Origin of the sequence: Sulfurihydrogenibium sp., assembly GCF_028276765.1 — a bacterium.
Classification (GTDB): Bacteria; Aquificota; Aquificia; order Aquificales; family Hydrogenothermaceae; genus Sulfurihydrogenibium.
On the sequence record NZ_JAPYVU010000042.1, the window covers coordinates 1 to 15,087 of the forward strand.

The 15,087-nt window shown below is 31.3% G+C and carries 15 protein-coding genes and 2 pseudogenes; 9 read left to right on the forward strand and 8 right to left on the reverse strand.

Features of this window, described 5'->3' with window-relative positions; all coding sequences use genetic code 11:
- Positions 1-23 precede the first annotated feature (23 nt).
- The 7 genes from tpiA to Q0929_RS07080 form a co-directional block, all read right to left on the reverse strand.
- On the reverse strand, positions 24-788 hold the full coding sequence (gene tpiA, locus Q0929_RS07050) for a triose-phosphate isomerase (RefSeq protein ID WP_299239203.1): 765 nt from the start codon (positions 786-788) through the stop codon (positions 24-26).
- On the reverse strand, positions 785-1,390 hold the full coding sequence (locus Q0929_RS07055; protein WP_007546897.1) for a 2,3-bisphosphoglycerate-dependent phosphoglycerate mutase: 606 nt from the start codon (positions 1,388-1,390) through the stop codon (positions 785-787). Before Q0929_RS07055 ends, tpiA begins: the two co-directional genes overlap by 4 nt.
- 222 nt (positions 1,391-1,612) lie before the next feature.
- Complete coding sequence (locus Q0929_RS07060) at positions 1,613-2,317, reverse strand: methyltransferase domain-containing protein (protein WP_299239205.1); 705 nt, start codon at positions 2,315-2,317, stop codon at positions 1,613-1,615.
- A complete protein-coding gene (locus tag Q0929_RS07065) occupies positions 2,310-2,960 on the reverse strand; it encodes an alpha/beta fold hydrolase (RefSeq protein WP_299239207.1) in 651 nt (216 codons plus the stop codon). The genes Q0929_RS07060 and Q0929_RS07065 overlap by 8 nt, the downstream gene beginning before the upstream one ends.
- Positions 2,957-3,694: a 6-carboxyhexanoate--CoA ligase gene (locus Q0929_RS07070; RefSeq protein WP_299239209.1), complete on the reverse strand. Its 738-nt coding sequence runs from the start codon at positions 3,692-3,694 to the stop codon at positions 2,957-2,959. The genes Q0929_RS07065 and Q0929_RS07070 overlap by 4 nt, the downstream gene beginning before the upstream one ends.
- Positions 3,691-4,080 (reverse strand): hotdog domain-containing protein, encoded by a 390-nt coding sequence (locus tag Q0929_RS07075; protein ID WP_299239211.1) that lies wholly within the window; start codon positions 4,078-4,080, stop codon positions 3,691-3,693. The genes Q0929_RS07070 and Q0929_RS07075 overlap by 4 nt, the downstream gene beginning before the upstream one ends.
- 620 nt (positions 4,081-4,700) lie before the next feature.
- The gene (locus tag Q0929_RS07080) at positions 4,701-6,236 is read right to left on the reverse strand and encodes an ATP-binding protein (protein WP_299239213.1); all 1,536 of its coding nucleotides are present in this window, start codon (positions 6,234-6,236) and stop codon (positions 4,701-4,703) included.
- A 309-nt stretch (positions 6,237-6,545) separates the two neighbouring features.
- Here Q0929_RS07080 and Q0929_RS07085 point away from each other — a divergent pair, with 309 nt between their 5' ends.
- Positions 6,546-7,280: a pseudouridine synthase gene (locus Q0929_RS07085; RefSeq protein ID WP_299239215.1), complete on the forward strand. Its 735-nt coding sequence runs from the start codon at positions 6,546-6,548 to the stop codon at positions 7,278-7,280.
- Positions 7,258-9,201, forward strand: coding sequence for a glycoside hydrolase family 15 protein (locus Q0929_RS07090; protein ID WP_299239216.1), 1,944 nt, complete (start codon positions 7,258-7,260; stop codon positions 9,199-9,201). Before Q0929_RS07085 ends, Q0929_RS07090 begins: the two co-directional genes overlap by 23 nt.
- 134 nt (positions 9,202-9,335) lie before the next feature.
- Here the strand turns inward: Q0929_RS07090 and Q0929_RS07095 are convergent.
- Positions 9,336-9,671: pseudogene (locus tag Q0929_RS07095) on the reverse strand (transposase); the annotation flags it as partial.
- Positions 9,672-9,827: 156 nt separating this feature from the next.
- Here Q0929_RS07095 and Q0929_RS07105 point away from each other — a divergent pair.
- The 7 genes and pseudogenes from Q0929_RS07105 to Q0929_RS07135 all read left to right on the forward strand — a co-directional run bounded on the left by Q0929_RS07105 (position 9,828) and on the right by Q0929_RS07135 (position 14,763).
- Positions 9,828-10,959, forward strand: a pseudogene (locus tag Q0929_RS07105) (IS256 family transposase).
- A 388-nt stretch (positions 10,960-11,347) separates the two neighbouring features.
- Complete coding sequence (locus Q0929_RS07110; protein ID WP_299239222.1) at positions 11,348-11,656, forward strand: hypothetical protein; 309 nt, start codon at positions 11,348-11,350, stop codon at positions 11,654-11,656.
- Between the two features lie 51 nt (positions 11,657-11,707).
- Positions 11,708-12,007, forward strand: coding sequence for a hypothetical protein (locus Q0929_RS07115; RefSeq protein WP_299239224.1), 300 nt, complete (start codon positions 11,708-11,710; stop codon positions 12,005-12,007).
- A gap of 180 nt (positions 12,008-12,187) precedes the next feature.
- Positions 12,188-12,676 carry a hypothetical protein gene (locus Q0929_RS07120; protein WP_299239226.1) on the forward strand — a complete coding sequence of 163 codons (489 nt, stop codon included), beginning with the start codon at positions 12,188-12,190 and terminating at the stop codon, positions 12,674-12,676.
- 18 nt (positions 12,677-12,694) lie between these two features.
- The gene (locus Q0929_RS07125) at positions 12,695-13,921 is read left to right on the forward strand and encodes a serpin family protein (RefSeq protein ID WP_299239228.1); all 1,227 of its coding nucleotides are present in this window, start codon (positions 12,695-12,697) and stop codon (positions 13,919-13,921) included.
- A gap of 38 nt (positions 13,922-13,959) precedes the next feature.
- On the forward strand, positions 13,960-14,205 hold the full coding sequence (locus tag Q0929_RS07130) for a hypothetical protein (protein ID WP_299239230.1): 246 nt from the start codon (positions 13,960-13,962) through the stop codon (positions 14,203-14,205).
- A gap of 42 nt (positions 14,206-14,247) precedes the next feature.
- Positions 14,248-14,763 (forward strand): hypothetical protein, encoded by a 516-nt coding sequence (locus Q0929_RS07135; RefSeq protein ID WP_299239232.1) that lies wholly within the window; start codon positions 14,248-14,250, stop codon positions 14,761-14,763.
- Positions 14,764-15,087: the final 324 nt, after the last annotated feature.

Below are 15,087 nucleotides of genomic sequence, written 5' to 3' on the forward strand. Positions count from 1 at the left end.
ATCAATATATATTTTTACAGAAATCAGCAACTGTTGTTAACCTCCAAAGAATGGGTAATGATTTTATAAAATTTTTCAGGGTCTAAGCTTGCTGTACCAACCAAAAATCCATCAACATTTTTTTGACTTATCAAATCTTTTGCATTATTTTCATTAACACTACCACCGTATAAAATCCTTGTAGTCTCATCATTTCCTTTAGACAGTTCGTTTATAAGAGTTCTAATAAAATGATGAACTTCTTGGGCTTGCTCTTTTGTTGCATTCTTCCCTGTTCCAATAGCCCAGACGGGTTCATAAGCTATATCACAAAGACCAATCTCAGGATAAACACCAGCAAAAGCCATTTTTATCTGTCTTTCTACAACGTTTAATGTTATTCCAAGCTCTCTTTCTTCCAACGTCTCTCCAACGCAAACTATCGGTCTTATTCCATGTTCTAATGCGGATATAACTTTTTTATTTATAAGCTCGTCCTTTTCTCCAAAAATATGTCTTCTTTCAGAATGTCCAAGGATTACATACTCAACGTTTAACTCTTTCAACATTATTGGCGATATCTCACCAGTAAAAGCCCCTCTATCTACATGATACATATTTTGAGCACCAAGTTTTATATTTGTCTTACTAAGCTCTAAAGAAGCTGAAGATAAAGCTGTAAAAGATGGGGCTATCATAATATCAACTTGATGAATATCTTCAACCATGGGTTTAAATTTTTCTATGTACTCCAAGGATTCTGCAACTGTTTTGTTCATCTTCCAGTTGGCAGCTATAAGATATCTCATTTTCTAACCTCTTTGCTTATGATATTTCCCTCTTGGTCTAACTCGTAGACAACCGCAGCACCTGTATCAAGCTCAACTTTTATAATCTCTTCCGGTGTTAGTTTTTCAAGATACATGATAATAGACCTTAAAGAGTTTCCATGGGCAACAACTAACACATCATTTCCTTCGTAGATATCGCCAAGAATTGCTCTTTCTAAGAATGGAATTGTTCTTGCTGCAGTATCTTTTAAAGATTCTCCTTCCGGTGGCGCAATATCATAGCTTCTTCTCCAAAGATGAACAATTTCAGCTCCATATTTTTGTCTTGCCCTGTCTTTGTTTAAACCTTGCAATGCTCCATAGTGTCTTTCGTTTAATGCTTGGTCTTTTATAATTGGGATTTGTAGCCCAATAACTTCAAGAATGATTTTTAATGTTTCTTGAGCTCTTGTTAATGCAGATGTGTAAGCAACTTTGAATCTAATATCTTTCAAAAGCTCTCCTGCTTTAAATGCTTCCTCTTTTCCTTTTTCTGTGAGTGGAACATCTACCCATCCGGTAAATCTATTTTGTAAGTTCCAAAAAGATTGTCCGTGTCTTACTAAGACTAATTTAGGCATAGAAACCTCCAAAAGTTTTTAAAAATTATTATATCATTAAGTGAGTAATACCTCGGGTGAGAAATTCAACAAAAACATGAGATTCTTCGCTTCACTCAGAATTACACCGCCGGCTGCAGAATGACGATATGGATTTTTGCAAGCAGTCTCACGTAGTATGAACTTTTACCCCTATCCTGAAGACTTTAGTCCGAAAGACTCCTTTTTTATGCTATCTTTAATTTATTTTTTCTTTAAGGCTTTAACAAACAATACATTAAAATTCAGCAACGTTGTTTTATTGTAATTTTTAAACTTTTCAAAAATCCTCTTTTTTTCGCCTAAGCTTAAACCCTCTTTACCAACCGCTGAACCTGTTTCGTGAAGATGATTTAATAGCTCTAATCCATTTTTAAATTCAAGTCTAAACTCTTTATGGAATGAAATAATTATTTCAAAATATCCACTTAGTATTTCTATAGCTTCTTTTTCAGAGTAAAAATCATAATTTCTTTTTCCTAAGATATTCTCAACTATTTTTAAACTTCCTTCAAATGGTATGCAAAAGCAAAAAATGCCATTTTGTTTTAAGACTCTGCTTATCTCTTTTAAACTTATTTTTAAATCTGTCCAATGTAGACTAAAATTAGAAACTGCAAAGTCAAATACATTGTTTTTAAATGGTAGTTTTTCTATATCTCCTGCGATTGCCAAAGGATTTTTTGATTTGTAGATTTCTAACATCTTTAAAGATATATCAACGCCTATCATTTTTTTTCTTAAACTCTCGTATAAAAAGCCTGTTCCACAGCCCAAATCTATACCTAAACCGGTTAAATCCTTAGCCATCTCGGATAGTATGGTAGCTGTTTGCTTTTGTATGATTGCTTTATTTTGATAAGTCCTGAAAGATTTTGAGAAAGATTGACTGATTCTTTTTTTAATCATCAATGTACTGGAAAATATCCCTTTCTAAAAATGGTGCATGATTTGAGTCTAATAAAATAAGTTGGCTATTTTTGATTTTTTCATGGCAGTATATGGCAGAGTTTGGATTTACTATTGAGTCTTTATCTCCATGAATTATGTAAGTTGGAATGTCAACAAGATGAAGTTTTTCTGTTAGGTCTAAATTTATGTATTCTTTTAAAAGCTCTTTACTTCCCTCTTTTTCAGGTAATGGAATCTCTCTAAACTCTTCGCCCGTAGCTGTTTTTCTAAACTGATATACTGTATTTTCAAAATCATTATTTAGATTCAGCATAAAGGCTTTAATGACTTTTGGATCACTACCAAGAAGACTGTCATTAAACTTTGGACTAAAGCCTATCAAAACAAGCTTTTCTATAAATGGATTTTTCAAAGCTGTTAAAAATGCAACAGAACCACCAAGAGACCAACCAATAAGTGTAGTTTTTTCATTTATCAAATTTGAAATGTAGTTAACATAATCTTCAAAAATATTATTTTTTTCAAAATCTTTAAAGTCTCCATGGAATGGCAAATCTAAAAACAAACTATTATCTAAATAGTAGTAATCTCTAAATATCTCTTTACTAAACCCCCATCCATGGATAAATACGGTTTTCATTCTAAATTTCCAACCTCTTTAATCAAAAAACTTTCTTCCTGTAAATATTTATAAAGCTCTTCAATATCGGTGTTATCTTTTACAAAGTATATTCTACCACCTTTTGGATTTAAATATTCTTTCAACGGATTAATTCTGTAATATGTATTATTGACTGCAACGTAGCCGGTTGTATAGTCTGGTTGGTCTGATATACAGTATTCAGCTATTATATCCGGATAGTTTAGGTTTTTTGTTGACAATGCTAAGGCATCTAAGGTTCTTTCTGTATATTTTTTTTCTAACAGTATTTTTTTAACTTCTTCACGGTGTAAAAAATCTACGTTTGTAGTTCTAACTCCTCTATATTTATCTTTTTCTAATCTTTTGCCTGACTTTGTTATAATCATTGCTCCTCTCATGTTTTCTCTATCAGGATTTGCTCCTGTATGCAATAAATCTATATGCGCTTTAGCAATTTCTCTATCAATCCCGACTTCTTCAAGTAATTTTAATGCAATTTCATTCCCTTCTTTATGATTTTTTACATTAATCGTCTTTACATCAAGAGATTTTTCGATAAACTTAATATTATTAATTTTTTCTATTTTTATATTGATAAAATCAAACTCTTTGGGTCTTGCCAAAAGCTCTGAAACTACTTTTTGAATGCTTTCTTCTGTTGTTATCCTTTCTCCACCTGATACATGTTTATCGTTAAGCGATGCTCTCATCTTTACACTATAAAACTTCATGACTCTAAAACATGTTTATCTAAAACATAACATTTAAAAGTTCCTTCAAAAAATTTATCTTCATTTTTAAAACCATCTACTTTAACTAAAACTTTTTTACCTTCAGTGCTTAAAACTTCACTTTTAAAAAAGGCTGTTTCTCCTATTTTTAATGGCTTTATAAACTTTACTTCAGCACTTCCTAAAACAACGTTTGGATGGTTAATTGTAATCATCGCACAATAATCTGCCGCTGAAAATATAAAACCTCCATGAATTAACCCTTTATCGTCGGCAAGTATATCTTCATTTGTTTCTAATTTGACCGTTGCAGTTTTTCCTTCAGCAAGCTCTATAACTTCTCCGGAAAGTTTAGGATTTATCTTGTTGTGGGTTTTAATATTCATCTTTCCTCCGTTACAGGTTTTTGATAGTAAATATTCTAATATAGACACTATCCTTTCCTTTAATGTTTACTATTCAAAACCTTGTTTTGCTGCAGAATGTCTAAAGTATTCCACAGCGGTATTAAAAGATCAATGACAAGAACTTATCCCATCCATTCTTTTTCTCTCATATCTGCAATTATTATTAAAACTATTCTCTTAAAGAATTTTGGTATACTTAATATACAATTGTTTTAGGTAAGATATGAATGTTGGGAGAAAATGATGCATCAATTTAATTCGTTTGTCAATAATCTTTGCGAGAGTGTTCCAAAATTCCCGTAAGTTTACCTTTCCTTGTCATCCCGAGGCCGTAATGTCGAAAGATCTCGTTTTTGATTTGAAAAGAAAATTATGAGATTCTTCGCCGGCTGCAGAATGACAGTTTGAATTTTTGGGACACTCTCATAATCTTTACTCATCCTAATAAGCATGTACTCCGACTTCTTGCTAGGCATACTTTATGTTTCTATCAAATCTAAAAATTTTAAAACAATCTTAATCTTTATTTTGAAAAGAAGTTTTTTGATTTTTGGAACATTCTTGTTTCCTTATAAACTCTTCTAATCTCTCCTCCCTGACTATACCGCTTTCCACTGAAAATCCACTATGTTTCTATCCTTTTTACTAAACTCAATTCCAATCAAATAAACTTCTTCATACTTTCCTAAATATTTTTCATAATATCTTTTCTCTTCAATCTGTTTTAAAGCTGTCTTTTCTGGTTGGTCTTCTACTACTTTAAACTCTATGATATAAACTTTGTTATTGTATATTACTGTTAAATCTACTTTACCTTTATTAGTAGTATCCTCTGCTACTGTTTCAAATCCTGCTCCACTAAATAAAGCATAGACAATTGATGCATAAAAGCCCTCATAGCTTTCTAAATCATTTTTTCTATACCAATCATATGGCATGCTTGCAAAAAATCTATATAAGATATCTTTCAGTTTTTCTATTTGATTATCTCTTAAGGCTGATTTGATAGCTATATCTGTTTCTGTCTTTACTGTTGGGTCTGGTATTAATTTTGTTAAAAAATAGCTGTTAAAACTTTTCTTTACTTCAAAATTTGGATAGCTTAGAATATAAATTCTTTCTGTAGGTTCTTCTATTACATCTTTTATTGTCAGGTATCCTGTTTGAAATAGCAGATTTTCTGGTCTTATATTATCAATATCAAGATTGGATAAAAGCTCTTCTCCTACTTTTAAATTTTCTACTTTTGGCAAATAATATTTATTCTGTTTAAAAAGCTTGATTAAAAACGTAGGTGTTCCTGTTTCAAACCAATAAGGTCTAAATATTTTCTTATCAAAAAGCATTAGAATATCAAAAGGATTGTAAACCTTTTCACCAAGCCAACTATAGCCGTTATACCATCTTCTAATCTCTTCTTTATCAAAATCTACTATCCTATCTGCAAATACAGTTTCTAAATCTCTTTGTGTATATCCGCAGATAGTAGCAAAGTTTGGGTCTAATGTAATATCGTTTAACTGGTTTAATCCACTAAAAATAGATACTTTAGAAAATCTTGATACTCCTGTTAAAAATGCAAGCTTAATGTATGGGTCTGCATCTTTTAAAACTGAGTAGAAATCTTTTAAAATTTCTCTATTTTCTTTTGCATACTCTATGTTTTCTATTGCATCTAAGATTGGTTTATCATATTCATCTATTAAAATAACTACTTTTTCATTGTATTTTTCATAAAGTTTTCTTATAAGCTCATAGAATTTTTGGTTAAGCTCTTCTTCTTCAAGATTGATCTTATAATCATATGCTGCGTTTTTTAGGTTGAAAGAAATCGTGCTTCTTAATTTTTCTGAATTATTATTTGTTCCGATAGCAAAGCTAATTTTTATAATCGGATGCTTTTTACTCCAATCCCATTTGTCATAGATATACAAACCTTTAAATAACTCTTTATTTCCTGAGAATGCTTCTTTGACTGTATCTAAAAATAGAGATTTTCCAAATCTTCTTGGTCTGCTTAAAAAGTAATATTTTCCTTTAGCAAGCTTTAGTATAAATGGTGTTTTATCTACATAGTAATAATTGCCTTCTATTATATCTCTGAAGGTTTGAATGCCTATTGGCAGTTCTTTCATATTGCAAGCTCCTTTTTCTTTAATTTTAGCATAATACTTTCTTAGATTTTAATTAGATTTTTAAATATCTAAGTATTTACATACTTAAATACCTTGGGTGAGAAATTAGCGGTTTTTGTAAAATTTAAAAATGAGATCCTTCGGCCTCACGGCCTCAGATGACAAGGAAAAGGTTGATTAATAAGTGTTAAAGGAAGGATAACCTTATTCATCATTCTGCAGCCGGCGAAGAATCTCATGATTTTTATTAAATTTCTCACCTGACGTGTGTATATTATATAATTAAAAATTTTATTAAGGCTGTTAAAGATGCAAGTAAGATTGAATAAATACATAGCACAAAGTGGAATATGTAGCAGAAGAAAGGCAGACGAGCTTATAAAAGAAGGAAAAGTTAAAGTAAATGGAGAAATCATCAAAGACTTAGGAATTAAGATAAACCCAGAAAAAGATATAGTGGAGGTTGAAGGTAATATCATAAAACCGGTAGAGAAAAAGATTTACATAAAAATCTACAAACCTGTTGGCTACCTTTCAGCGATTGGAAAAGATAAGTTTGGAAGAAAAACATTGACAGATTTGCTTAAAAAATTAAATATCAAAGAAAGTTTATTTCCTGTTGGAAGGCTTGATTATAATAGCGAAGGTCTTTTAATTTTAACAAACGACGGTGAGTTTGCAAACAAAATTGCCCATCCAAAGCACGAAATTAAAAAAGTTTATCATGTAGAAGTGGTTCCAAAAGTTGACAAAGAAACACTAAATCAGATGAAAAAAGGAGCTGTTTTAGAAGATGGATTTTTTAAGCCAGATAAAGTTGAAATCATAAAACACGCTAAAGATAGTACTTGGCTACTTTTTGAAATTCATAGCGGAAAAAAGAGAATCTTAAGAAGATATGTAAGTAAATTTAATCATAAAGTAAGAAGGCTTGTTCGTGTTAAAATAGATAGCATTTCTATTGAAAACTTAAAGCCGTATCAATTTAAACATCTAACAGACAAAGAGGTAAGGTCAATCTATGAAAGAGATAGTGCTGAGTAATGGAAAATTTTTTGTTAATATAGATGAAAACTTTGCTATTAGAGACTTTTACTTTCCTTACGTTGGAATGTATAATCATCTAAACTCAGAGGCAAACTCTATTGGTGTATATGTAAATGGTAGGTTTAAATGGATTGACGACTCTTGGGAGAAAAAATTTAGCTACTGTGAAAACTCATTGGTTGCGAATTTAGAGGCTAAATCTGATGAGCTTGGCATCAAGCTAAGCTTTAAATCAGCAATTCATAAATATTTAGATATACTAATCCATCAAATCCAGATTACAAATCTAACAGAGGAAGAAAAAGAAGTAAAAATATTTTTTTATCATGGATTTAAGTTAAATGAATCTGAAATTGGTAATACTGCTTACTTTGACCCAAAATTAAAAGGCTTGATTCATTACAAAGGTGCAACTTATATTTATATCTCATCTCAAAGCAGTAATTTTGAATATACCGTCTCAAAGAAAAATCATGTATCCGGATCTTGGTTAGAAATTGAGAGAGGTCATTTAAGCAGAAATAAGATAGTCCAAGGAGAGATTGATAGTGCTTGGGCAGTAGTTGAAAATCTAAAACCTTTTGAAAGTAAAACAGCCTACTACTATCTTTTAGTTGGTCATCGTTATGATGATATAGTTAAATTGAAAAATAAAGTAAGCAATGAAGGTTTAGATAATTTACTTGAAGAAACGCAGGAGTTTTGGCAAGGTTGGATAAAGACAAAAGACAGGCTACTGCCGGCTTTATCTAAAAATATAAAAGACCTATACTATCAAAGTCTTTTAATCATTCGTGCCCACTTTGACAATAACGGTGCTATCGTCGCTGCAAACGATACATCGATTTATAAGTTTAACAAAGACCATTACAGCTATCTTTGGCCAAGGGATGGCGCTTTCATCGTTATGTCTCTTGATAATGCAGGATATACAAACTTAACACAAAGATTTTTTAAATTCTGTAAACAACATATAACAGATGAAGGTTATCTTCTTCATAAATATTCTCCAGATGGAACAGCAGGTTCATCATGGCATCCTTGGTGTGATGATGATGAAAATTATCAGCTTCCAATCCAAGAAGATGAGACAGCTTTGGTGGTTGTTGCTTTATACAATCATTATTTAAATAGCAAGGATATTGAGTTTGTGGACTATATGTATAACGGATTTGTCAGAAAGGCTGCAAACTTTATGGTTAAATATACAGACCCGCAGTTAAACCTTCCCCTTGAAAGCTATGATTTATGGGAAGAAAGAAGAGGTATTTTTACTTATACAGCATCAACAGTATACGCAGGTTTGATTGCTGCATCCAAGCTTGCTATACTTGTAGGAAACAAAGAAGAGTCTGTTTTGTACAATCAAAAAGCTGAAGAAATTAGAAATGGAATTTTGACATATCTTTATGATGAAGAAGAAGGAAGATTTTTAAGAGGAATATACAGAGATAAAAACGGAAATATCATTAAGGATAAAACTGTAGAAAGTAGTTTGCTACTTGTTCATGAATTTGGCGTTATAGACCCGGAAGATTATAGAATGGTTAATACTGTAAGGGCAGTAGAGGATAGGCTTTGGATAAAAAACGGGATTGGTGGTCTTGCAAGATATGAAAACGACTACTATCACAAAGTGTCTGATGATACACCAGGAAATCCTTGGATAATAACTACTTTATGGCTTGCTAACTGGTATACGCAGGTTGGATTGTTTGACAGGGCATTTCAGCTGATTAACTGGGTGATAAAGAGAAAAACTCAGGCTGGATTGTTGGCAGAGCAATTCCATCCATTCACAGGAGAGCCATTATCTGTATGTCCTTTAACATGGTCTCATTCTTCGTTTTGCTATTCAATACAAAAATTGAATAAGAGATTGATTGAAGACAAGACACCAGATTATGTGATGGCTTGAAAAAATAAACGATAATTTGTTAGATGATATAGAATTGGAAATACCTTGAGTGAGAAATTGGCGGTTTTTATAAAATTTAAAAATGAGATCCTTCGGTCTTCGGCCTCAGGATGTTCTATGTTATATGTTAAATGTCAAGTACAAAAATTTTTATCAAATGGTTTTCTACTTTTTAATACACCATATGCCTGCCTTAATAACTTATGTGCTACAGCTACTAATGCTAACTTTTTAGCTTTACCTTTACTTACTAATCTTTCGTATAATTCTCTGCAGTATTTGTTAAACCTTATTGCTGATAATGCTGCCATGTATAGTATCTTTCTTGCATATGGATTTCCCATTTTCTTTATCTTGCCACTTTTCTTTACACTTGATCCACTTTCATATGGACTTGGATTTAAACCAGCAAAACTAGCTGCTTCCTTTACACTTTTAAATCTTTTAAATCCTCCAAATATTGATATTACGGGAGTTAAAATAATGTTGTGTCTAAATAAATCTAAATAAAATTACATGGAGGAATGATAATGGATAAGAAAGAATACTTTGAAAAAATATTAGACAGATCAACTGAAGAATTAGTAAAAGAGCTTTTCCCAAACGGTATAGCAACCTAAGAAAAGGTGGGTATAAGAAAGCTTTTAGAATCTGTTTTAGAACTTGTCATGAACCAAGAAAGAAATTTCTTTCTTGAAAATGATGATGATAACAAAGCAAATGGGTATTATGAAAGAAGTCTAAATACTGGTTCCTTCAAGCTTAACATAAATGTCCCCAGAGATAGAAAGGGTAGATTTAGACCACAAATATTACCTGACCCTTACAAAAGAGTTAATGAAGATTATATAGACCTTCTTATGAGTTTAGTATCCAATGGATACTGTAGAAAGTAAGATAGATTCTACATTAAAAAGCTTGGGTTTAAACTACTCGAAACAACATATGGATATAATCAAGAAAGAGCTTATAGAAAGGCTTAATGATTTTAAAACAAGAGAGCTTCCATCGGATGCATTTGTACTGTATATAGATGCATATCACTGTGATATAAAAGAGAAAAACAAAATCAGAAAAGCTTCTGTTTACGTAGTTCTTGGAGTAGATTTGCAGGGAAACAAAGATATATTTGGATTTTACACATTTTTCAGTAGTGAAAACAAAGCAGACTGGATAAAAGTATTCAATGATTTAATAGATAGAGGACTAAAAAGAGTAATGCTTATAGTAAGTGATGATTTTCCTGGGATAACAAAAGCCATAGAAACACTATTTCCTTATACAGACCATCAGCTATGCTTAGTCCATTTACAAAGAAATGTCAAAAGTCAAATGGGTAAGGAAGATTCACAAGTATTTAACAAAGAATTGAAAAACATAAAAGAAAACAGCTTAGATTATGAAGATGGATTAGAAAAATTAGATGACTTATGCGGTAGATTTAAATCTAAGTATCCAAACTTCATAAAGCATATTCAATTTAACAAAGAGAGATACTTATGTTTTTTAAAATATCCAGAAAGTCTAAGAAAGCACATATACACAACAAATCCAGTGGAAAGTGTCAATAGTATGATAGAGAAAGCAAGAATAAATTTAGGTGGATATTTTCAATCTGTGGACATTCTTGAGATAAATCTGCTTATACAGAGAGATAATTTAAAGAATAAAAAGTGGAAAAAACCTATACCTGCTTTTAAAGGAGCTTCTTATGAAATTTTACAATTGTTTAATAAAAAGTTTTCAATCCAGATATAAAATTATTGACAAGTCTCGTGGATATAATACTCTTATACCCATAAACTTATAAGTTCTGCTTAACTTTCTCTTTCCTACTTTTATTCCTATGCTTTCTAATACTTTTTTGCATTCTTCTGGCACCATAATATGGATGTTCTGTATAGATTTTATCTATCGCATCTAATAGAATTTTGTCTTCTTTGCTTCATTCTGTTGAAATATTGAATAATTGCTATATAAATTAGATTATACACATTTTAACTTCTTTTGAAAGGTTTTTATCTGTTTTGCTTACAGATAGATATCAAACCTTTCAAAGAGAGATTTTAATAATAATGTATATCAAAACCTAAGACTTAAAAATGCCACTTGTTGGAAAACATAGAAATAATAATTTAGGAGGTTGATGATGAAAAGAAATGTGATTTACATCCTGCTTTTTATTTTATCTGCAGTTAACTCATCGGTATTTGCAGATGAAACTTTAGATAAGGTTAATCCGGTCATGTGTGGTAAAAATACTTATAGACCCATTATTGTAGCAAGTCAAGATGATTATCCTTGTCCTGGAGGAGTCTATTGTGAGCATTACAGGTGTAAAGAAGCATTTTGCTGTCCATGGGGATATTTTTATTCTAATCCATGCACATGTCTTTGTTATAGATCAAGCTATGATGCTGGAAGAGATTGTGATACCTACTTCCGTTGCAACTAATTAATATTAGATGTCTTCATAGAAGACTAAAAAAACCACAGGAGGTGTCTTATGAAGAGTTTAAAAGCATGTTTGTTTGGTATGGTATTTATGTTGTTGGTAACAGGTATGTCTTATGGTTCAGATTCTGCTTATGATCAAATGAATGGTATATCTGGCGATAGCTGGCATGCAGCGAAAGAGTCAACAAAGCCAGGAAGCTATGACGATCTCAACAGTTCATGGGAAAATGCAAGAAGGGGAGCAGGGCAGGGATTTGATACTGAAAGGTCTTCAAATCTAAGAGGTGGCGGAATACTATATATTCCAGTCCCAAAACCTAAAATTGAAAAGACCGAAAACAACGAATGATGCTTAAAGAATGAGAGCTCTCCATGGGAGAACTCTTGCTAAAAAAATGCAAAAATGGCTTAACATGACAAAATTCTTACAAGGAAGGTAAAAAATATTTTTGATTGCTTTGGAAGAGTTAAAAGACTATATTAGAGCCCATAAAGAAATTTTAGAACATATAGAGAAAAACGCAGTCGAATGAAAAGATACAAAATTGTTCCAATAAGTTTTTTTAGTCATGACTATGAGATATTGGATGGAAATAGGCCAATTGTGTATATAAAACACAGCTATACAGATTTTGATTCTATAACTATTCTTGAAACAAATAAGGTCTATAAGCTAAGAGGTTATAGAGAATGGTATGAAATGGGATGGAAGGAAGATGACGGGATAAAAATTATTAGAGCTGATAAGTCGAGTATATTTAGGAATCAATTTACAATTAGGTTATTAGATGGAAGAGAGATAATTTTGAGGAAAGAATTCGGACTTTTCATTGAGAGATATGCAATCTTAGAGAAAGAAGGCTCAGAAATAGGTTTTATAAAACGCAAGATATTTCACAGAAAAAGAGAATGTTTTCTAAGTCATGAAATACCTTTAGAAATATTGGCTTTTATGGTATGGATAACAATAATATTAAAATTACAACCGGATCTTGATTATTTATTAATACCCAATTAAAAATTAGGGGGTGTAACTATGAAAAAGTTAGTTAACGTATTTTTAATGGTCTTAGTAATGTTCTTTTGTAATATAGCTATGGCAGATACAGACAGCGATTTAAAAGTTGTATCACAGGGTATAAACAAGTTTAGTTTTGATTTATATAAAAAACTAAAAGATAAAGATAAGGGTAAGGGTAAAAATAAAGAAGAGAATATCTTTTATTCACCTGCCAGTATATCAATTGCTCTTGCAATGACCTATGCTGGAGCAAGGGGGAATACGGAAAAGCAGATGGCTAATGTATTAAACTTTACTCTTCCGCAAAATCGTCTTCATCCAGCTTACTCTAAGCTAATTGAAAATTTAAAATCTAATAAGGATTATGAACTCAGTATTGCTAATGCTCTATGGTTGCAAAAGGATTATAAATATCTTCAGGAATTTTTAAATACAATGGAAAAGTACTACAAAGGTGGATTTAACGAAGTAGATTATAAAACAAATCCTGAAGGTGCACGAATAAAAATTAATAATTGGGTTTCAAAAGAAACAAAAGAAAAAATTAAAGATATATTAAATCCAGGAGATATAACAAGCCTTACAAGATTGGTGCTTACAAATGCTATTTATTTTAAAGGAAAGTGGCAAACAGAATTTGATAAGATGGCTACGAGAGATGAAGATTTTTATTTAATAAACGGGCAAAAAACTAAGGTTAAAATGATGTACCAAAAAAACACATTCAATTATTACGAAAACGATGATTTTCAATTATTAGAGATACCTTATAAAGGTGACAAAGTTTCTATGGTTATAATCTTACCAAAAGTAGGAAAGTTTAAAACAGTTGAAAATATGATGGATGAAAAGAAATTGCAAGAGTGGTTGAAAAATGCTATGAAAACAGAAGTTAAAGTATATATTCCAAGATTTAAATTTACACAAGGATTTAACTTGAGTAATGTTTTATCTGATATGGGTATGAAAGATGCTTTTAGTCCTGGTGCTGCTGACTTTTCAGGAATTAATGGTGAAAAGAATGATCTTTATATAACAAGTGTTATTCACAAAGCATTTGTAGAGGTGAATGAAGAGGGAACAGAAGCTGCAGCAGCTACTGCTGTAGTAATGGACACAAAAGCATTATTAATCGAAGAACTAGTATTTAAAGCCGACCATCCTTTTATCTTTTTGATTCGTGATAAAAAGACGGGGTCTATTTTGTTTATGGGAAGAGTTATGGATCCCAATAAGGGATAGAATAATCTTTAAAAAATAAATACAGGAGGTAAATAGTCATGAAAAAATTAGTAGTTATGTTTACCTTTTTCCCATTATTGAGTGGTATTGCTTTGGCAGAAGACGAAAATAAACAGTCAGAATGTACTAAAAAATGTGAAAAAGTGTGTGTACAATGGGAGGAAAGGAGAGACTGTCTACCAGATCCGGATCCGGTTCTTCAACGAGATCTGGTTTTTCAACAAATATGCGGAGTATATAAGACTTGTGTAAAGTATGAAGAAATATGCATTGAGGATAGATAAGGTAGAAGAGAAAAATATAATAACGTATTAGAGGAAGAAAGATTGAAAAGGTTAATAACTTCCATGATATTTATCATTGCTCTTTTCCTTTTATCCTGTTCATGGACAACGAGTTTTTATGTTGTAAACAAGTCCGAGATGCCAATAACGATAGCAGTTAAATACAGAAAAATTGAAAAACCAAAACAGCCTGCTCCAACGCCAGAAGTTGAAAAAAGATGGGAGAAATTAGAAAAGAATTCATGCTGGTATATTGGATTTAAGAAAGAAATCTATATATGTAAAGAAGGTGGTGAGTGCAGAACCCTTCAATCTGATGAATACAAATACGATAAAGAAAAATGTGAGCTTGAGGTTACTTTAGCACCGGGAGAATTAATAAAAGTAGCTGAAATGTGCTGTAGCTATACAGGTCCAGAGAAAAGATTTGCTGATGAATTTAATGTTGAAGAACTTAATATTAATACGCCCGATGGTTTACTCAAATACGAGGGCTTTGAACTACTAAAGATATTTAAAAAGAAGGATAAGACTAAATATGTTTTGGAGTATAGTTAAATTTTAAAATAACTTAACAGGAGAGGGTTATTATGTTTGGATTACCTGAATTGGCAGTGATAATTTATCTTGCTTCTTTTGCATTCTATTTATTAGCAATTATAAATTCGGCAAAAATAAAGGGGAAGAAATTTTTTTATCTCCTTTTATCTATTTTATCTTTGCCTGCTTTAATACTTCTAATTAAATTAGTTAATAACTTATACGTCGGGTGAGAAATTACCTCCATAGTTTACTTTTTCTAAAAAAGCTATAACCAATAGCATATGCATATAGATAAGCAACAAAAGTCTTAACCTTTCTCCATCTACTTATAAGATTGAA